At 74.7% G+C, this 18,394-nt stretch carries 16 protein-coding genes; 5 read left to right on the top strand and 11 right to left on the bottom strand.

Features of this window, described 5'->3' with window-relative positions; all coding sequences use genetic code 11:
• Positions 1-18 precede the first annotated feature (18 nt).
• Together ABT403_RS28085 and ABT403_RS28080 are read right to left on the bottom strand one after the other, a co-directional pair.
• Positions 19-1,839, bottom strand: a complete 1,821-nt coding sequence (locus tag ABT403_RS28085; protein ID WP_344169085.1) for an AMP-binding protein — start codon at positions 1,837-1,839, stop codon at positions 19-21.
• Positions 1,836-2,600, bottom strand: coding sequence for an SDR family oxidoreductase (locus ABT403_RS28080; RefSeq protein WP_344169082.1), 765 nt, complete (start codon positions 2,598-2,600; stop codon positions 1,836-1,838). The genes ABT403_RS28085 and ABT403_RS28080 overlap by 4 nt, the downstream gene beginning before the upstream one ends.
• Positions 2,601-2,853: 253 nt before the next feature.
• On the opposite strand from ABT403_RS28080, the gene ABT403_RS28075 reads away from it, so the two are divergent.
• The 3 genes from ABT403_RS28075 (at position 2,854) to ABT403_RS28065 (ending at position 5,801) form a co-directional block, all read left to right on the top strand.
• On the top strand, positions 2,854-4,206 hold the full coding sequence (locus ABT403_RS28075; RefSeq protein WP_344169079.1) for a serine-threonine protein kinase: 1,353 nt from the start codon (positions 2,854-2,856) through the stop codon (positions 4,204-4,206).
• Positions 4,207-4,365: 159 nt separating this feature from the next.
• Positions 4,366-4,980 (top strand): hypothetical protein, encoded by a 615-nt coding sequence (locus ABT403_RS28070; protein ID WP_344169076.1) that lies wholly within the window; start codon positions 4,366-4,368, stop codon positions 4,978-4,980.
• Between the two features lie 116 nt (positions 4,981-5,096).
• Positions 5,097-5,801, top strand: a complete 705-nt coding sequence (locus ABT403_RS28065) for a 3-keto-5-aminohexanoate cleavage protein (protein ID WP_425580337.1) — start codon at positions 5,097-5,099, stop codon at positions 5,799-5,801.
• Here the strand turns inward: ABT403_RS28065 and soxR are convergent.
• A complete protein-coding gene (soxR, locus tag ABT403_RS28060) occupies positions 5,776-6,225 on the bottom strand; it encodes a redox-sensitive transcriptional activator SoxR (protein ID WP_344169073.1) in 450 nt (149 codons plus the stop codon). The genes ABT403_RS28065 and soxR overlap by 26 nt on opposite strands.
• Positions 6,226-6,348: 123 nt before the next feature.
• On the opposite strand from soxR, the gene ABT403_RS28055 reads away from it, so the two are divergent.
• Positions 6,349-6,810 (top strand): MaoC family dehydratase, encoded by a 462-nt coding sequence (locus ABT403_RS28055; RefSeq protein WP_344169070.1) that lies wholly within the window; start codon positions 6,349-6,351, stop codon positions 6,808-6,810.
• A gap of 7 nt (positions 6,811-6,817) precedes the next feature.
• Here the strand turns inward: ABT403_RS28055 and ABT403_RS28050 are convergent, their stop codons facing one another.
• On the bottom strand, positions 6,818-7,447 hold the full coding sequence (locus tag ABT403_RS28050; RefSeq protein WP_344169067.1) for a TetR/AcrR family transcriptional regulator: 630 nt from the start codon (positions 7,445-7,447) through the stop codon (positions 6,818-6,820).
• Between the two features lie 92 nt (positions 7,448-7,539).
• A complete protein-coding gene (locus ABT403_RS28045; protein WP_344169064.1) occupies positions 7,540-8,694 on the bottom strand; it encodes an acyl-CoA dehydrogenase family protein in 1,155 nt (384 codons plus the stop codon).
• 78 nt (positions 8,695-8,772) lie between these two features.
• On the opposite strand from ABT403_RS28045, the gene ABT403_RS28040 reads away from it, so the two are divergent.
• Positions 8,773-9,438 (top strand): TetR/AcrR family transcriptional regulator, encoded by a 666-nt coding sequence (locus tag ABT403_RS28040; RefSeq protein WP_344169061.1) that lies wholly within the window; start codon positions 8,773-8,775, stop codon positions 9,436-9,438.
• A 277-nt stretch (positions 9,439-9,715) separates the two neighbouring features.
• Here ABT403_RS28040 and ABT403_RS28035 read toward each other — a convergent pair whose 3' ends face one another.
• The 6 genes from ABT403_RS28035 to ABT403_RS28010 all read right to left on the bottom strand — a co-directional run bounded on the left by ABT403_RS28035 (position 9,716) and on the right by ABT403_RS28010 (position 18,224).
• Positions 9,716-10,795: a Zn-dependent alcohol dehydrogenase gene (locus tag ABT403_RS28035; protein ID WP_344169058.1), complete on the bottom strand. Its 1,080-nt coding sequence runs from the start codon at positions 10,793-10,795 to the stop codon at positions 9,716-9,718.
• Positions 10,796-10,876: 81 nt separating this feature from the next.
• Entirely contained in the window at positions 10,877-12,289 is a 1,413-nt protein-coding gene (locus ABT403_RS28030; protein WP_344169055.1) for an aldehyde dehydrogenase family protein, read from the bottom strand.
• A 105-nt stretch (positions 12,290-12,394) separates the two neighbouring features.
• A complete protein-coding gene (locus tag ABT403_RS28025; RefSeq protein ID WP_344169052.1) occupies positions 12,395-13,828 on the bottom strand; it encodes a CitMHS family transporter in 1,434 nt (477 codons plus the stop codon).
• A gap of 73 nt (positions 13,829-13,901) precedes the next feature.
• Complete coding sequence (locus ABT403_RS28020; RefSeq protein WP_344169049.1) at positions 13,902-16,145, bottom strand: molybdopterin oxidoreductase family protein; 2,244 nt, start codon at positions 16,143-16,145, stop codon at positions 13,902-13,904.
• A 135-nt stretch (positions 16,146-16,280) separates the two neighbouring features.
• Complete coding sequence (locus ABT403_RS28015) at positions 16,281-16,901, bottom strand: TetR/AcrR family transcriptional regulator (RefSeq protein WP_344169218.1); 621 nt, start codon at positions 16,899-16,901, stop codon at positions 16,281-16,283.
• 18 nt (positions 16,902-16,919) lie between these two features.
• Complete coding sequence (locus ABT403_RS28010; protein ID WP_344169216.1) at positions 16,920-18,224, bottom strand: hypothetical protein; 1,305 nt, start codon at positions 18,222-18,224, stop codon at positions 16,920-16,922.
• Positions 18,225-18,394: the final 170 nt, after the last annotated feature.

The following is an 18,394-nucleotide window of genomic DNA, read 5'->3' as shown; positions in this document are numbered from 1 at the left end:
CTGATCCTCCGACTGTTTTCAGCCGCGCTCGCGCAGTTCTCGTCGGAGGATCTTGCCACTGGTGGTCTGGGGAAGAACAGGCAGGATCTCGACCCGGCGCGGGTACTTGTAGGCGGCGAGGCGCTCGGCGCAGTACGCGGAGAGTTCGGCCGGCTCGGCGCGGGCGCCGGGGCGCAGGGTCACGTACGCCTTGACGGTCTCCCCGCGGTAGGCGTCGGGGACGCCGACGACGGCGGCCTCCCGTACGGCGGGGTGGCCGTGCAGGACGTCCTCGACCTCGCGCGGCCACACCTTGAACCCGGAGGCGCTGATCATGTCCTTCTTGCGGTCGACGACGTAGAGCCAGCCGTCGGCGTCCATGAACCCGACGTCCCCGGTGCGCAGTTCACCGTCCGGGAAGGCCTCGGCGGTGGCCCCCGGCCGTCCCCAGTAGCCGGGTACGACCTGCGGGCCGCGGACGGCGATCTCGCCGGTCTCCCCGAGCGGGAGCTCGGCACCCCGCTCGTCGAGGATCCGTACGAGGGTCTGCGCGCCCGGGACCCCGACGGAGAGGGTCCCGCTGCCGGGGTCGACGGGGGCCTCGCGGTGCGCGGGGACGGAGGCGCAGGGGGCGGTGCACTCGGTGAGGCCGTAGCCGTTGCGCAGGTAGAACCCGAAGTCCTCGCGCAGGCGTGCGACGAGGGCGGGCGGGAGCGGGGCGCCGCCGGAGGAGATCACCTGGAACGGGGCGAAGTGCTCGCGGGTGGCGGCGGGGTGCGCGGCCAGGGCGGTGAAGGCGGTGGCGGGCCCGATGGTGTAGGCGGGGCGGTGCTCCAGGAAGGCGTCGAGGACGGTCCCGGCGTCGAAGCGGTGGGTGAGGACGAGGGTGCCGGCGTTGACGAGGCAGGCGGTGAGCTCGCAGACGAGCCCGGTGATGTGGAACAGCGGCGCGAGCGCGAAGTACCCGGCCCCCTCGGCGATGGGATGGCCGGTGACCTGGCGGACGGCGTTGTAGGTGATCGCCCCGTGCGGGTTCATGGCCCCCTTGGGGGCCCCGGAGGTGCCGGAGGTGTAGCTAATGAGGGCGACGTCGGCGGAGGTGAGTCCGGGGTCGGGCGGGGCGGGGTGCCCCTGGCGGGCCACGGTGAGCAGGTCGGCGGGGGCCTGCGCTTCCGGCTCCGCCTCGGGGTGCCGCCCCGCAGCCGCCGGGGCGGGGGCGGGGGCGGGGGCCTGGTCCGGGGCCTGGGCGGAGGCCGGGGCCGGGGCCGGGGCCTGGTCCGGGGCCGGGGCCTGGTCCGGGGCCGGGGCCTGGTCCGGGGCCGGGGCCGGGGCTGGGGGGAAGACGCGGGGGTCGTCGCGGGTCTGGAAGTCCGTGGGCCGGGCCGTCACGACGGTCCGGACGCCGGTCCCCCGGACGGCCTCCCGCAGGTACCCGCCCCACGCCCCGTCCTCGCACACCAGCGCGACCGCCCCGGAATCCGTCAGTACGTGCCGCGTCTCGGCGGACTTGTACATCGGGTTCACCGGCACGACCACCGCCCCCGCCTTCCACGCCGCCAGTACGGCCAGCACGAAGTGCGGGGTGTTCTGGAGCATGACCGCGACCCGGTCGCCCCGCCGGACGTCCTGCCCCGCGAGGTGGCCGGCGAGGGAGTCGGAGAGGGCGTCGGCCTCGGCGTACCCGACCCGCCCGTCGAAGTACGCGAGCGCGGTCCGCCGCGGCGCCCGCGCCACGGCGTCCCGGAAGGCGTCCAGCACGCTGGCGGGCGGCGTCACCGGCGCCAGCTGGGCCGGGCTCAGCTGGCGCAGCCACGGCCGGGCGGCGTACGGGGACCCGGCCCCGGCGGCGGCGCCCGTCATGCGGACTCCCAGGTGCGCTGGAGGTGGTTCATGGCGCCCAGCCACCGCTCGGGGTCGCTCGCGCGCCCGGCGTAGTAGCCGGCCACCTCGGGGTGCGGGAGGATCAAGAACCGGCCTTTCTCCATGCCGTCGAACAGGGCGTCCGCGACCGCGTCCGGCTCGATCGCGGTCGGCGCCAGGACGAGTTCGCCCGCCGAGCCCGCGGCGGTCAGCATGTCGGTGCGCACGCCCTGCGGGCAGACGGCATGGACCCGGACGCCCCGGTGGCGGTAGGTCAGCGAGAGCCATTCCGCGAAGGCGAGGGCACCGTGCTTGGTGACACTGTACGGCGCGGCCCCGATCATCGTGAGCAGCCCGGCCGCCGAGACGGTGGACACGAAGCGCCCGTCGCCCCGCTCCAGCCAGTCGGGCAGCAGGGTGCGGGCGGCGCGCACGTGGGCCATGACGTTGGTGTCCCAGGCCGCCTCCCAGACGGCCTCGTCCGCGAAGGCGTCGCCGCCCGAGGCGAGTCCCGCGTTGGCGCAGTACACGTCGATCCGGCCGCCGAGCGCCTCCCGGGCCTCCTCCACGATCACGGAGGCGTCGCCGGGGACCGCGATCGCACGGGCGCCGATGGCTCCGGCCACGGCGGCGGCCCGGGCCGGGTCGAGGTCGTTGACGACGACGACGGCCCCCTCGGCGGCGAAGCGGTGGGCGAGGGCCGCGCCGATGCCGCCGCCCGCTCCGGTGACGACGACTCGCTGGTCCTGGTACGCGCTCACGGGTTCACCTCTCGCCGCTGCCTGCCGGCCCGTCGGACCGTCGGATCCCGGCAGACTAACCAGTCGGTATGTCGACGCGGAAGGGGGCGGCAGGGGCCGGACGGGATCCGGCGACCGGCCCGCCGGTGTACGACGCGCACGGCAGGAGCGGCGATCCGCCCGCGACTTCCGCCGTCACGGGTCTGGCCGATGCGGCCGCGCGGCGGGATGCTGCGACCGACCCGGGGCACGGCTCGCGCGGAAGGGGTACGTCATGGCGGACGGCGGAGCGGGTATCGGGGTCGGGCCGTACCAGGAGCTGACCTTCGACGCGCAGGGGGACGTGGACCCGGCCACGCGGGCGGCGGTGGCCCGGATGGAGGCGACCGACCTGCTGGTCTTCGCGCACGGGTGGAACAGCGACCGCTCCACGGCGACCCGGCTGTACGACGCCTTCTTCTCCCCCTTCCCGGGGCTGGTGGGGCCGGGGGTGCGGCTGGGCTACGTGGGGGTGGTGTGGCCCTCGATCCGGTTCTCGGACGAGCCGATTCCGGACTTCGATCCGCACGGCGCCCTCGCGGCGGCGGCCGCCGGCCCCGCCCTGGACGCGGCCACCCGGGCGGCGCTGGGCGGGTTCTGGCCCGGGCGGGAGCCGGAGCTGGACCGGGTCGCGGAACTGCTGGCGGAGCGGCCGGAGTCGGAGGCGGCCTTCGCCGAGTTCGGGGGGCTGGTACGGGACCTCGTGGGGGCCGGGCCGGCCGGACCGGCGGCGGTGGCGGCGCCCGGGGTGCCGGACGTGTTCGCGCTGGACGCGGTGGCGGTGTGCCGGGCCCTGACGTCCGCCCTGGCGGAGGCGGGCGCGGGGGACGGATACGGAGACGGAGACGGAGACGGAGACGGGCACGCCACCGGGGGCGGGGCGCGCGGGGCCTGGACGGGGCCGGGCTTCACGGCCGGAGACGGGCTGCGCGCCCTGTGGGGCGGGGCGAAGGAGCTGCTGCGCCAGGCCACGTACTACGAGATGAAGAAGCGGGCCGGGGTCATCGGCGAGCACGGGCTCGGACCGGTGCTGACGGACCTCGCGGGGCGCCGGCCCGCCCTGCGCTTCCACCTCATCGGGCACAGCTTCGGGGCGCGGGTGGTGTCGTTCTCGCTGCGCGCGGTACCCGGGGGCGCGCGTCACGTGAAGTCCCTGACGCTGCTCCAGGGGGCCTTCTCGCACTACGCGTTCAGCGACCGGCTCCCCCACGACCCGGGGCGCGGCGGGGTCCTGCGCGGACTCCAGAGCCGGGTGGACGGACCGGTGGTGGCCTGCCATTCCTCCCACGACTCGGCCCTCGGGGTGTTCTATCCGCTGGCCTCCCGGACGGCGGGGGATTCGGCCGGTCTGCTCGGCTTCGACGCCCGGTGGGGCGCGATCGGGCACGACGGGGTGCAGGCGGTGCCGGGCGCCCCGCGGCTGGCCCTGGACAGAGCCCTGAGCGGGGGGCTCCCTGGGTCCGGGTGCGTCAGCGTGGACGCGGGTTCCGTGGTCCGCCGGGGCGGCCCGCCGTCGGGGGCGCACAGCGACATCTGCCACGAGGAGCTGGCCCGGCTCGTGGTCGGCGCGGGGCGCATGGGGCGCTGAGTTCCGGCCATGTGCCACCCGTACGCCTCGACCGCCCCCGCATGCGCCCGCATCCCCTCGGGCATGTTGGGCACGTCGGGGCGGGCCGCTTCGTTCTACGCGGTGGGGCGGGGCGGGACGGGCGGGTACGGGCAGGAACACGGCGGAGGTGAAGGTACGGTGGCGGGTTTTCGGAGTCTGGCCTACCAAGTGCGCGACGCGCGCAACGACCGGGCTTTGCGGCGCCATTCACTGCGCCGCTGCCTGGAGCGGTTCGCGCCGTACGGGCACCGGGCGACGTGGTGGCACCTGTGCGACCGGCACGGGATCGCCCCCGAGGACCGGGGCGCGGATCCGTTGCGGCTGGTCGCGGCGCTGGAGGAGCTGGAGGACGCGCGGGCGGTCTGGCTGGAGTACGAGAGGCAGTTCGCGGCGCGGCGCAGACGTGAGAAGCACGACGGGGTGCGGCAGCCGGAATGGGCCTGGGGCGGCAGCGGGGACGCCGTGGTGCGGTGCGCCGACCCGGGCGTACGGCCGGAGGGCACGCTCGGCGAGGTGTTGAGACGGCTGGTGCGGGTGCTGGAGTCGGAGCCGGGGACGGCGTGCCCGGTCTGCGGTGAGCGGGAGCTGCGCTGGGAGCCGCCCCTGTCGGGGCCGGCGGCGTGGGGCGGGGCGTGGGCCTGGGACGGTCCGGTGTGCGGGGGCTGCGGCATCGTGGTGCCCCGGCCGGCGCTGGCGGACGCGGCCCTGGTGCACCCGGTGCTGGCCCACCCGGCGTCGGCGGACGCGGCGTGAGCGGGGCGGGCGGCGCGGGCGGGGGTGCTCGTGCGGACGGCGGGGAGCCCGGCGGGGCCGGGCGTACGTTGCAGGTCTCGCTGAACGGTTCACGCGGTGCGGGTGACGGGGGCGCGGTGCCGCTGTCCCCGGCCGATCTGGCGGAGTCGGCGCTGGCGGCGGTGGCGGCCGGGGCCGGTGAGGTGCTGGTGCATCCGAGGACCCCGTGCGGGCGGGAGAGCCTCTCACCCCGGGTGGCCGGGCCGGTACTGGCGGAGTTGCGCGGCGCGGGGGTCCGCGTACCGCTGTCGGTGCCGGCGGCCGTGGCGGCCGAGCCGGATCCGGTGGGGCGGCTGGAGCGGGTGCGGTCCTGGACGGTGCTGCCGGACCGGGCGGTGGTGCCCTTCGCCGAGCCGGGGGCGCGGGCGCTGGCGCGGGCCCTGCTGGAGCGCGGGGTGGCGGTGGACGCTGTGGTCCCGCTGGGCGGCGGGGCCGGGCCGGAGCCGCTCGCCCGGTTCCTGGCCTGGGGCCTGCCCGCGCCGGGGCGGGTCCGGCTGGTGGTGGAGCTGGCGGAGGCCGACCCGGCGCTGGTCGCCGGCATGCGCTGGCTGCCGCCGGTGCCGGTGCTGTTCTACGGGAGGGAGGCCGCGGCCTGGCCCGTACTGCGGCTGGCCGGGCGGTGCGGCGCGAGTGCGCGCATCGGCGTCGGCGAGGTGCTGTGCCTGCCCGACGGACGGCCGGCGCGCTCCAACGCCGAACTGGTCGCGGCGGCCGTGGAGTCGTGGGGCGCCCCTCGGGGCGATGGCCGCGGCGGGCTCACTGCGACAGCCGGGAGCCGGTGAGGTTCGCGCCGAAGACGTCGTCCGGGTTGGACAGCGCGCAGTTCTTCAGCGAGAGGCAGCCGCAGCCGATGCAGTCCGACAAGTGGTCGCGCAGCCGGCTGAGTTGGCTGATGCGCTGGTCGAGCTCGGCCCGCCAGTTCTCGGACAGCCGCGCCCAGTCCTCCGGGGTCGGGGTGCGTTCCTCGGGCAGCTGGGCCAGTGCGTCGCGGATGTGGGCGAGCGGGATGCCGACGCGCTGGGCGGCCCGCACGAAGGCGACCCTGCGCAGCGTCTCACGGGTGTAGCGCCGCTGGTTGCCGGAGGTGCGGCGGCTGCTGATCAGGCCCTTGGTCTCGTAGAAGTGCAGGGCGGAGACGGCCGCTCCACTGCGCGCGGAGAGCTGGCCGACGGTGAGTTCGTGGACTTTCTCGGGAATCTGCGGCACGTCTTCGAGGGTAGTCGGCGGTCCGTTGACAGGGCGCGGGGGCCCCAGCATGCTGAGCAAGCGCTTATTCGCCCACAGGGCGGGATGCGCGGGGCCTGATTCAGCGGGAGACAGGGGCAGGGCATGGCCGAACCGAGGATCTTCACGTCCGCCGAGGAGCTGAGCGCCGCGATCGGCGAGCCGCTCGGACCGAGCGGGTGGCTGGAGGTGGACCAGAAGCGGATCGACCTCTTCGCGGACGCGACCGGCGACCACCAGTGGATCCACGTGGACCCCGAGCGGGCCGCCACCGGGCCCTTCGGCTCCACCATCGCGCACGGCTATCTGACACTGTCGCTGCTGCCGAGCCTGGTCCCGCAGGTCATGCGGGTCGAGGGCATGCGGATGGGCATCAACTACGGCCTGGGCAAGGTGCGTTTCCCGGCGCCGGTGCCGGTCGGCTCACGGCTGCGCGCCACGGCCGTGATCACGGAGGTCACGGAGGCGGGCGGCGGGGTGCAGGTCGCGGCGACGGTGACGGTCGAGCGCGAGGGCGGCGAGAAGCCGGTGTGCGTGGCGGAGTCGCTGTCCCGCTACTACTTCTGAGCGGGGCTCAGGCGGCCGGGCGCGCGCCCACCATCCGCAGGACGAGGTCGGCGTAGAGGGCGCCGACCTCGTCGGGCGTGCGCCGCCCGTCCACGTTGAACCACCGGGCCACGTCGATGCACAGGGACAGCACGGCGAGGGTGGTGCCGGGGACGTCGGGGACGTCGAACTCCCCCGCCCGTACGCCGTCGGCGAGGATGCGCCGGACGGCGGCGTCGCTGAGCCGGCGCAGGGCGACGATCTCGGAGCGGTGCTCCGGGCCGAGGGCGTCGAGCTCGTACTGGACCACGCGGGCGGTGGTGTGGTGCGCGGCGTGCCAGCGCACGAAGGAGCGCACGGCGGCGTCGAGCCGCTCGGCCGCCGCCCCCGGGCCGGATGCGGCGGTCTCCAGGATCTCCAGGGCCTTGTCGTGGCCGATGCGGCTGATCCGGTGGAGCAGCTCTTCCTTGGTCTTGTAGTGGATGTAGAGGGCGGCCGGGCTCATGCCGGCGCGGCCGGCGATGTCGCGGGTGGTGGTCGCGTGGTAGCCGCGCTCCGCGAAGGCCTCGACGGCCGCCACGAGCAGGCGCCGCGCGGCGTCCGGCGTGACCTCCGACCACGCCTGGTAGCCGTCGGTGCCCTGCGCCGCGCTGTCCATCGCTCACCTCTCGCCCTGTAGGAATGGAACAGCTTACCGGAGGGTGAGCAAGCGCTTAGGAACCGTGGCGGGGAAGGTACCGTCCCGGTCCCTCAGAAGGCGGAGACGCCGGTGCGGGCGCGGCCGATGAGCAGTTTCTGGATCTGGCTGGTGCCCTCGTAGAGGGTCATCACACGGGCGTCGCGCAGCAGCTTCCCGGCCGGGTACTCGTCGACGTAGCCGTAGCCGCCGTGCACCTGGAGGGCGTTGGAGGCGGCGCGCACGGCGGCCTCGGAGGCGAAGAGCTTGGCGGTGGAGGCCTCGGTGGCGAAGGGCCGCCCGCGGTCGATCAGGTCGGCGACCCGCCAGGTGAGCAGCCGGGCGGCGTCCACGTCGACCGAGATGTCGGCGATCAGCTCCTGGACCAGCTGGTGGTGGGCGATCGGCTTGCCGAACTGCTCGCGCTGCCCGGCGTAGGAGACGGCCGCGTCCAGGGCGGCCTGGGCGATGCCGACGCAGCCGGCGGCCACCGACATCCGGCCCTTGGCGAGGGCGGACATGGCGACGGAGAAGCCCTTGCCCTCGGGACCGAGCAGGGCGGAGGCGGGGACGGGGACGCCGTCTAGGTGGAGTTCGGCGGTGGCCTGGCCGCGCAGGCCGAGTTTGCCGCGGACCTCGCGCCGGGTCAAGCCGGGGGTGTCGGCGGGGACGAGGAAGGCGGAGATCCCCCGGTGGCCGGGGTCGGAGGCGTCGGTCCGGGCGAAGAGGAGGACCACGTCGGCCCAGGTCCCGTTGGTGATGAACATCTTGCTGCCGGTGATGACGTACGTGTCCCCCTCGCGCACGGCGCGGGTGGTCAGGGCGGCCGCGTCGGAGCCGGTGCCGGGTTCGGTCAGGCCGAAGCAGCCGAGGGCCTCGCCGGAGCAGAGGCGGGGCAGCCAGGATCGTTTCTGCTCCTCGGTCCCCCAGGCGGCGACGGTCTTGGCGACCAGGCCGAGGGAGACGGAGACGATGCCGCGCACGGCGGAGTCGCCGCGGCCGAGCTCCTCGGTGACGAGGGCGTAGGAGAGGTGGTCGCCGCCGGAGCCGCCGTACTCCTCGGGGACGGTGAGGCCGAGGAAGCCGAGGTCCCCGAGCTTTTTCACGATCGACCGGTCCACGCTCTCGGCACGGTCCCACTCGGCGGCGTACGGGGAGATCTCGCGGTCGGTGAACGCGCGGGCGAGCCGGCGTACGGCCTCCTGCTCCTCGCTGAGCTCCAGGTTCACGGGGTCCCTCCGGGGCGTGGGGCGGGGGGTTAACTAGCAGCGGTAGTTTATGGCGGGGCAGGGCCTACTATGTGGCGCATGGCCAGACCGCGCAAGCCCCTCCTCAGCAGAGACCGCATCGTCGAGGTGGCGGGCGAACTGGTGGACGCGGAGGGGCTGGACGCCGTCTCGACGCGACGGCTGGCCGCCGCGCTCGGGGTCAGCGGCCCGTCCCTCTACAACCACTTCCGGACGAAGGACGCCATCCTGGAGGCGGTGGCGGACGCGGTGAGCGCGCGGGTCGACCTGTCGATGTTCGACGAGCCCGCGGACGGGGCGGCCCCGGACTGGCGGGGGGCGCTGCACGCCTGGGCCCACTCCTACCGGGACGCCCTGGCCGACCACCCGAACATCGTGCCGGTGCTGGCCCGGGGGCCGGGCCGGCGCCCGGCGGGGCTCCGGCTGGCGGACGCGGTGTTCGGCGCCATGACGGCCGCGGGCTGGCCCCCGGCCCACGCGACCCGGATCGGCGCCCTGATGCGGTACTTCATCCTGGGCTCGGCGGTGGCCTCCTTCGCCCGGGGCTTCGTGGACGACGAGACGGTGTACGACCCGGCGGACTACCCCCACCTGGGCCAGGCCCACCTCCTGGCGGACCGCCGGCACGAGGTGGACGAGGGCGCCTTCGAAACGGGCCTGACGGCCCTCCTGGACGGCCTGACCCTCCAGTACGAAACCCTCAACCACCCCCCACCCCACCCATAACCCCCCAGCCCCGCCGACGCCTGAACCCCCAGCCCGCCGGCGCCCGGCCTTCCCCGCCCCGCCGCCGCCTGAACCCCCAGCCTCGCCGGCGTTTGAGGCGCGGGGGCAGGGGGCGGGGCCCCCGGGATCCTTCAGCCCCGCCGGCGTTTGAGGCGCGGGGGCAGGGGCGGAGCCCCTGGAAACGGAGAAAGGGCGGGGCGGGGAGCAGCTCCGCGCAGCGGCCCCACGCCCCACCCACACCCCACACCCCACACCGGCACGGGCACGGGCCCCGGCCCTAGAACACGACCAGCGACCGCCCACCCTTCCCGGCGACCATCGCCTCGAACGCGGCAGGAATCCCCTCCAGCCCGATCCGCTCGGTGACCATCGCCCCCAGGTCCAGCCGCCCCGCCCGCACGTGCTCGGCGATCACCGGCAGGTCCCGCTCCGGATCACTGTTCCCGTACACGCACCCGCTGAGCGTCCGCGCGAAGTGGAAGATCTCCAGCGCGTGGAAACTCACCCGCTGCTCCTTGCCCCCGATGCCCACGACCGTCGTCCGCCCGCCCCGCCGCGTCGACTCCCAGGCCGTCCGGATGGTCTCCGCCCGCCCCACGCATTCGACGGCGACGTCCGCCCCCTGCCCGCCCGTCAGGGCGCGGATCTCCTTGGCCGTGGTCTCGGAGGCGAGCACGAACGCGGTGGCCCCGGCGGCCCGCGCCAGTTCCTCCTTGGCCGGGGAGACGTCGACGGCCACGACCGCCCCCGCCCCGGCGATCCGCGCCGCCTGGAGTGCCGCGAGGCCGACGCCGCCGACGCCGAACACCGCCACCGACTCCCCCGCCCGGACCTGCGCACTGTGGCGCACGGCCCCGTACCCGGTGAGCACCGCGCAGCCGAGGAGCGCGGCCTCCTGGAGCGGGATCCCGGCGGGCGCGGGCAGCACGCAGTTCGCCGCGACGACGGTCTCCTCGGCGAACGCGGCCACGTTCAGCCCGGGGTGCAGCTCCACGCCCCCGGCGTCTTGGGCGTAGACCGCGCCGACCCCGGACAGGGCCTTGGCGCAGAGCCAGACCTCCCCGATCAGGCAGTGGTGGCACTCCCCGCAGGACGGCGCCCAGTTGAGCACCACCCCGTCGCCCGGGGCGACGTGGCTCACCCCTTCCCCGACGGCCAGGACCGTGCCCGCGCCCTCGTGGCCGAGGACGGCGGGGACGGGCACCCGCATGGTGCCGTCGGTGAGGGACAGGTCGGAGTGGCAGACGCCGGCTGCGGCGAGCCGCACCCGGACCTGCCCGGGGCCGGGATCGGGCAGCACGATCTCCCGTATCTCCAGCGGGGCTCCGACGGCGGGCAGGATGGCGGCGCGGACCATGGTCGTCGTCTCCGTGTCGTGTCTTCGGCGGGCTCGGAACTGCAGGGACCCAGAACTACGGGGGCTCAGAACTGCGGCGGCTCAGAACTGCAGGGACTTGGTCTGGAGGTACTCCCCCAGCCCGTGCGGGCCCAGCTCGCGGCCCACGCCCGACTGCTTGTAGCCGCCGAAGGGCGCGAGCACGTTGAAGCGGCCGCCGTTGATGTCCACCTGCCCGGTGTCCATCCGGCGGGCGAAGGCCACGGCCGTCTCGGCGTCGGCCGCCCACACCGCGCCGCCCAGGCCGTAGACGGTGCCGTTGGCGATGCGCAGGGCCTCGTCCTCGTCCTCGTAGGGGAGGATCGCCAGCACGGGGCCGAAGATCTCCTCCTGGGCGATCGTCATGTCGGGGGTGACGTCGGCGAAGACGGTCGGGGCGATGAAGTACCCGCGCTCGTGGGGCGCGTCGAGGCCGCCCGCGACCAGGCGCGCGCCTTCCTCGACCCCCTTGGCGATGTATCCGCGCACCCGGTCGCGCTGGGTGGCGTTGACGACCGGGCCGAGGCGGGTGCCCGGGTCGCGGGGGTCGCCCGAGGGGTACTTGGCGACGGCGGCGGCCGCGAGGGTGACGGCCTCCTCGTACTGGTCCCGGTGGACGAGCATGCGGGTGAGCGCGTTGCAGCTCTGGCCGGTGTTGTTCATGACGTGTCCGACGCCCGCCGCGACGGCCTTGGCCAGGTCGGCCCCGGGCAGGATGACGTTCGCCGACTTGCCGCCGAGTTCGAGGGCGACGCGCTTGACGGCGGCGCCGGCGATGGCGCCGATCTTCTTGCCGACGGCGGTCGAGCCGGTGAAGGAGACGAGGTCGACCCCTTCGTGCTCGGCCAGCGCCTGGCCGGCGACCGGACCGGTACCGGTCACCAGGTTGAAGACTCCGGCCGGGATGCCCGCCTCGTGCACGGCTTCGGCGAAGAGCTGTGCGGTCAGCGGGGTGTCCTCGGCCGGCTTGAGGACGATGGTGCAGCCGGCGGCGAGAGCGGGCGCCACCTTGGCAACGACCTGGTGCAGCGGATAGTTCCAGGGCGTGATCGCCCCGACCACGCCCACGGGCTCCTGGAACACGGTGGAGTTCCCGATCCGCTCCTCGAAGGCGTACGAGGCGGCGAGCTCGGCGTACGAGGAGGCGACCGCGATGGGCGAGCCGACGTGCACGGCCTCCGCGAAGCCGAGCGGGGAGCCGAGTTCGGCGGTGATGGTCTCGGCGATCTCGGCCTTACGGGCGACGAGCACGTCCCGCAGGGCCCCGATGAGCGCGGCCCGCTCGGCCGGAGGGGTGGCGGCCCAGCCGGGGAAGGCCGCGCGGGCGGCCCGTACGGCAGCGTCCACGTCCTCGGCCGTGCCGGCCGGCACGCCGCCGATGACCTGCTCGTCGGCCGGGTTGACGACCTCGATGCGACCGGATCCGGCGGCGGGCCGCCATTCCCCGCCGATATACATCCCGTCGTGGGCCTTCATCGCTTTCCTCCCGAGCACGCACCGGCGCGTAGACGCGCGGACCTGACGTCGCCAACACCCTACAAACTAGCGTCGGTAGTTTTCGGACGGCCAGGGGTGCGGGACTCAGATGATGCCGAAAAGCATCCCCGCCCCGAGCACCACGAGAGAGGTGAGGGCCGCCCATTTCACGGTGAAGCGGGTGTGGTCGCCGAATTCGACCCGGGCCATGCCCACGAGCACGTAGACGGCCGGAACCAGCGGGCTGGACATGTGCAGGGCCTGTCCGACCAGGGAGGCGCGGGCGATCTCCAGCGGGGCGACGCCGTGCGCGGCACCGGCCTCGGCCAGGACCGGCAGGACGCCGAAGTAGAAGCCGTCGTTCGACATGAAGTAGGTGAGCGGCAGGCTCAGCAGGCCGGTGACCAGCGCCATGTGCGGGCCCATGCCGTCGGGGATGGCGCCGACCAGCCAGCCGGCCATGTGCTTGACCATGCCGGTGCCGGAGAGGACCCCGGTGAAGACGGCGGCGGCGAAGACCATGCCGGCGACGTTGAGGACGTTGTCGGCGTGGGCGGCGAGCCGGGCCTTCTGGTCGGGCATGTGGGGGAAGTTCACCGTCAGGGCGAGGGCGGCACCGAGCAGGAACAGCACCGGGATCGGCAGCAGCTCCATGATCATCGCGGTGAGCAGGGCGGCGGTGAGCCCCGCGTTGAACCAGTAGAGGCGGGGGCGGAGGGTCGGGCGGTGGGGGTCCAGGCCCTGGATCTCCCCGGAGGCCGGCGCGGGGCCCTCGGTGCCGGGGGCGGGCGCGGGGTCCGCGTCCGGGCCGGCGCCACTCCCGCCGCCGGTGGCGGTACGCGCTCCCCCGGCCGCCCGCGCACCGGATCCGGCCGCGACCAGCGTCCCGGACTCCGGCTCGGCCTCCTCGCCGGGCATGACCAGGGCCCCGACCCGGCTCCGCTCGCGCACGCCCAGGACGTAGGCCAGGACGAAGACGCAGACCAGGCCCACGGCCAGGGCCGGGATCATCGGGACGAAGATGTCCGCCGCGTCGAGCTTGAGGGCGGTCGCGGCGCGGGCGGTGGGGCCGCCCCAGGGCAGGGTGTTCATGACACCGTTCGCGGTCGCGGCCACACCGGTCATGACCACCAGGCTGAGGCCGAGCCGCTTGTAGAGCGGGTACATGGCCGAGACGGTGATCATGAAGGTGGTCGACCCGTCCCCGTCGAGGGAGACGATCGCGGCGAGGACGGCGGTGCCGACCACCACCCGCATGGGGTCGGCCTTGCAGAACCGCAGGATGCCCCTGACGACCGGGTCGAAGAGGCCCACGTCGATCATCACGCCGAAGTAGACGATGGCGAACATGAGCATGGCGGCCGTCGGCGCCAGCTTGCCGACGCCGTCGATGACGTAGTCCCCCAGGTGCGCGCCCTTTCCGGCGAACACGCAGAAGAGCGCGGGGATGAGGACGAGCGCCGCGATGGGCGACATTTTCTTCAGCATGATCAGGACCAGGAAGGTCGCGATCATGGCGAAGCCGAGGAAGGTCAGCATGCAGGGAAGGTAGGTGCCGCCTCCTGGGGCCAACAAGACGTCCGGGTGTGAGCAATACGAGCAAAACCCCAGCTCAGGGCAGTGGTGTCAGGGTGACGGGGAAGCCGTTGAGCACCGCGGTGCCCGAGAGCGGGTCCAGGCGGCTGCCGTCGAGGAGCTGGTTCACGTTGACCCCCGGTGCGGCGCCGGCCACCGTGAGCCGGGTGCCGCCGCGATCGTGGCCCCAGCCGTGCGGGAGGCTGACGACGCCGGTGCGGACGGAGTCGGTGACCTCCACCGGGACGTCCAGACTGCCGCCGTCGGCGGTGACCCGGGCCCGGCCGCCGTCGGCGAGACCGAGGCGGTCGGCGTCGCGGGGGTGGACGTGGAGGGTGCAGCGGTTGGAACCTCCGACCAGGGCCGGGACGTTGTGCAGCCAGCTGTTGTTGGACCTCAGGTGGCGGCGGCCCACGAGCACCAGGGCGGCGGGGCGTTCGGCGAGCGCCCCGCGCAGCCGGGGCAGCTCGGCCGCGATCGGGTCCGGCAGCAGCTCGATCCTGCCGCTGAGGGTCTTCAGCAGCCCGGGAAGCCGGGGCTCCAGCGGGCCCAGGTCGATGCCGTGCGGGTGCGCGAGGAGCCGCTCCAGGCTGAGCCCGCCCTGCGCCGCCCCGGGTCCGGCGGCGCCGAACAGGTCCCCGTACGGGCCGAGCCGCAGCATCAGGTCGAGTCGGCGCTCGGGGCCGTTCTCGCCGGTCAGCAGCCCCGCGAGACGGTCCGGGTCGGCTCCGTGCAGGGGGGAGTGCCGGTCGGCGGTCTCCTTCGCGAGGGCGGCCCGGATCGCCGTCTCGTCGACGGCGGACGGTTCGGCGGAGCCGTGCATGCCGGAGACGGCCAGGACGAGGCGGGCGTGGATCTCGCACTCGTCGAGCCGGTCCGCTTCCAGGGGGATCGCGGGCCGCGTGTAGCGGACCTGGTTGCGGATGGCGAACCCGTTGAAGGCGAAGTCGTGGTGCGCGCTCTGGGAGGGCGGCGGCGGGGGCAGCACGACATGGGCGTGGCGGGAGGTCTCGTTGAGGTAGGGGTCGACGCTGACCATGAAGTCGAGCCCGGCCAGGGCCGCGTCGAGCCGGCGGCCGTCGGGCGCGGACAGTACGGGGTTGGCGGCGATGGCGATCAGGGCGCGGATGCGCCCCTCCCCCGGCGTCTCGATCTCCTCGGCCAGGGCGGCGGTGGGCAGTTCGCTCTTGACCTCGGGGTGCCCGCTGACCCTGCTGCGCCAGCGGCCGAGAGCGAACCCCCGGCCGGGCCCGGCCGGGCGGGGCCGGGCACCGGCGGCGGGGAGCGGGAAGAGGGCCCCGCCGGGGCGGTCGAGGTTGCCGGTGAGGATGTTCAGGACGTCGACCAGCCAGCTGGCGAGCGTCCCGTACTCGACGGTGCAGCTGCCGATCCGCCCGTAGACAGCGGCGGTCGGCGAGGCCGCGAGCTCCCGGGCGAGGGCGCGGATCTCCTCGGCGGGCAGGTCACAGGCGGGGGCGACGGCCTCAGGAGTGAAACTCCCGAGGGCGTCGGCGAGTTCCCCGAGTCCTTCGGTGTGTTGCGCGAGGGCTCCGGGGGCGGCGAGCTTCTCCTCCAGGAGGGTGTGCGCGAGCGCCGCCAGCAGCAGGGCGTCGCTGCCGGGGCGCGGCGCGAGGTGCCGGTCGGCGAGCCGGGCGGTACGGGTGCGGCGCGGGTCGACGACGACGAGCGTGCCGCCCCTGGCGCGCAGGGCCTTGAGCCGGCCGGGGAAGTCGGGGGCGGTGCACAGGGAGCCGTTGGACTCGACCGGGTTGGCGCCGATGAGCAGGAGGAAGTCCGTGCGGTCCAGGTCGGGCACCGGGATGGCGAAGGGGTCGCCGAACAGGAGCCCGCTGGAGACGTGTTTCGGCATCTGGTCGAGGGTGCTGGCGGTGAAGAGGTTGCGGGTGCCGAGGGCGCCGAGCAAGAGCGACGGGTAGAGGGCGCCGGCCATGGTGTGGACGTTGGGGTTGCCGAGGACCACGCCCACGGACTGGGCGCCGTGTTCCCGGACGAGGGCGGGCACGGCGGCGGCGATGGCCTCGTACGCCTCGTCCCAGGTGGCCTCCCGCAGGCGCCCGTCCCGGCGGACGAGGGGGGTGCGCAGCCGGTCGGGGTCGCCGTCGACGGCGCCGAAGGCGGCGCCCTTGGGGCAGACGAAGCCGCGGCTGAAGACGTCGTCGCGGTCGCCGCGGGCACCGGTGACGGTGGTGCCCTCGATGGTGAGGGTGAGGCCGCAGGTGGCTTCGCAGAGGGGGCAGATACGCAAGGCGGTGCGGTGCATGGACCCTCCTGGGGCGGCGCGGCGCGCGGGCGCCCCGAGCATACCGACCGGTAGGGACGGTGGGGAGGGGGTTGCGGACGCCCGTTCGGCCGCGAAGGGAAGGCCGGCCGGGGAGGGGTCAGTGCCGGGGAGGGGTCAGTCCAGGACGCGGGCCAGGTAGGCGTGCATCATCGCCCGGGTCTCGTCGATGATCCCGGGGTCCCCGGCGGGGTCGGACCGGAAGGCCAGCTGGACGAGGGCGTCGGTCGCCTCGACGGCCACCAGGACCGCCCGCCCGAGGGCCGGGTCGGGGGCGAGTCCGAGGTGGGTGCGCAGGAGGTCGGTGAGGCGGGCCGCGACCTGGTGGTTGGGGTCGGCGGCGGGCCCCTCGGCGGGGGGTGCGGGGATCCCGAAGTCGACCAGGGCGAAGCCGGGGACGGTCCGCTTCATGGCCAGGTACTCGTCGAGCACGGCGTCCACGACCGGCCGCCAATGGGTGTCGGGCAGCAGGGCGAGCCGGGCCGTGATGCCCTCGGCGTACCGGTCGAGGTTGCGGTGGGCCAGGGCGGCGGCCATGGCCCGCTTGTTGCCGAAGAAGCGGTAGACGGAGCCGATGGGCACTCCGGCGCGCACGGCGACGGCGCGGGTGCTGAGGTTCTCGTACCCGGTCTCGTCGAGGAGTTCGGCACAGGCGTCGAGGATCCGTGCGAGGCGGTCGGCACTGCGCTGCTGGACCGGGGCCCGGCGCAGGGGGTGGGCGGGAGGCACGGGATCCATCATGCCCTTTCGCCCGGCTCAGTTCAGGAGGAGGGTGAGCCCGCCGATGGTGTACGTGATCATCAGCGCGAGCAGCGGCAGTTGTCCGGCGACGGCCTTCGCCGGCGGGAAGAGGCGTACGGAGCGGTCGTGCGCGGCGATCACTCCGAGTACATGTCCGGCGACCACGGCGATCACCTGGAGGGCGGCGAGGCAGCCCGGACCCAAGGGGGGACTGGGATCGGGGGCGTTGTCAGTGCCGAGTGCCATGCTTACCGTGCGTGGTCCTTCGGTGACGAGAAGGGAGAAGTAATGGGCGACGAGATAGCCGAGGGCGATCGGTACGAGTGAGTGCGCGAAGGCGGTCAGCGGGCGGGGGTGCGGGCCGCTGACGAGGCGGGTGGCTCCCGCGCACAGGCAGTAGAGGGCGGCGACGAGGGCGATGGAAGCGATCAGTCCGAGCGTGGCCGTGGGGGTGCGGCCGAGAGGGGAGGTCTGAGTGGCGTTGATCCAGGAGGGGTTGTCGGAGTAGCCGTCGTAGGCGGTGGAACCGAGCAGGACGCAGACGGTGGCGACGAGTCCGGGCCGCTCGGGCGTCGCGTCGAGTCCGTGGAAGGGGTTGCGCAGGACGAGGCGGCCGTCGTCGCGGCGGCCGAGGGGGGAGAGCCGGGACAGCAGGTCGGAGTAGGCCTCGAAGGCGTCGGCGCCGGTGAACCAGTCCTCGCCGTAGCGGGCGGCGAGCAGCAGGTGCACGGCGGCGTAGCAGGTGAGGGCGATCAGGAGGGAGGTGGTGGATGCGGGATCGGGAGAGACGAGTTCGAGCCAGGTGAAGCCGAACAGTCCGGCGGCGGCGGGCCATTGGCCGACTGTGGGCGGCAGGGGGCGGCCGGCTCCCGGCGGTCGGCGACGGGCCGCGGCGAGGAGCCGGTGCAGGGTCCGGAGCGGGTTGAGCAGGCGCCAGACGGGGCCGAGGAGGAGGGAGGCGGGTACGAGTCCGACCCAGAGCAGGACGTAGACGGCGCCCGGAGCGGGGTTGCGGGCTGGGTCGTCGGGACCGAGGAGGAGGTGGAGGAGTACGGCGAGGGCTGCGGCGAGACCCAGTCCGCGCAGGGCGGTGCGGGTGGCCGGCGCGTCGGCCACCCGCTGGAACCCGGCGGGCAGGGCGAGTCCAGAGCGGGAGCCGCGGAAGCGGGAGGCCGACCAGAGGAGACCGAGCGCGAGGAAGGAGACGAAGAGCGCGGCGAAGGCGCCGGCGAAGGCGTAGAAGGGCGAGATCGGCAGATCGTGCTGGGAGCCGATCCCGTGCGCGAGGAGGGTCGACGGGTCGGCCGGGTGAAGGACCACGCCCTGGCCGGACCCATGGGCCAGCCCCGGCAGCGCGTCCGGACTCGGCAGCACGCCCGGACCCGGCAGCGCGTCTGGACCCGGCAGCGCGTCCGGGCCGGGCGTCCCGGGCCCGGCGGGGGCCGGTCCGGGCAGGCCCCCGCCGGGTGGCCAGCCCGGGAGGGCTGGCA

The organism is Streptomyces sp. NPDC000075 (assembly GCF_040301925.1).
Classification (GTDB): Bacteria; Actinomycetota; Actinomycetes; order Streptomycetales; family Streptomycetaceae; genus Streptomyces; species Streptomyces polychromogenes.
The sequence above is the reverse complement of the archived record's forward strand: the minus strand, read 5'-3'. Positions and strand labels throughout refer to the sequence as shown.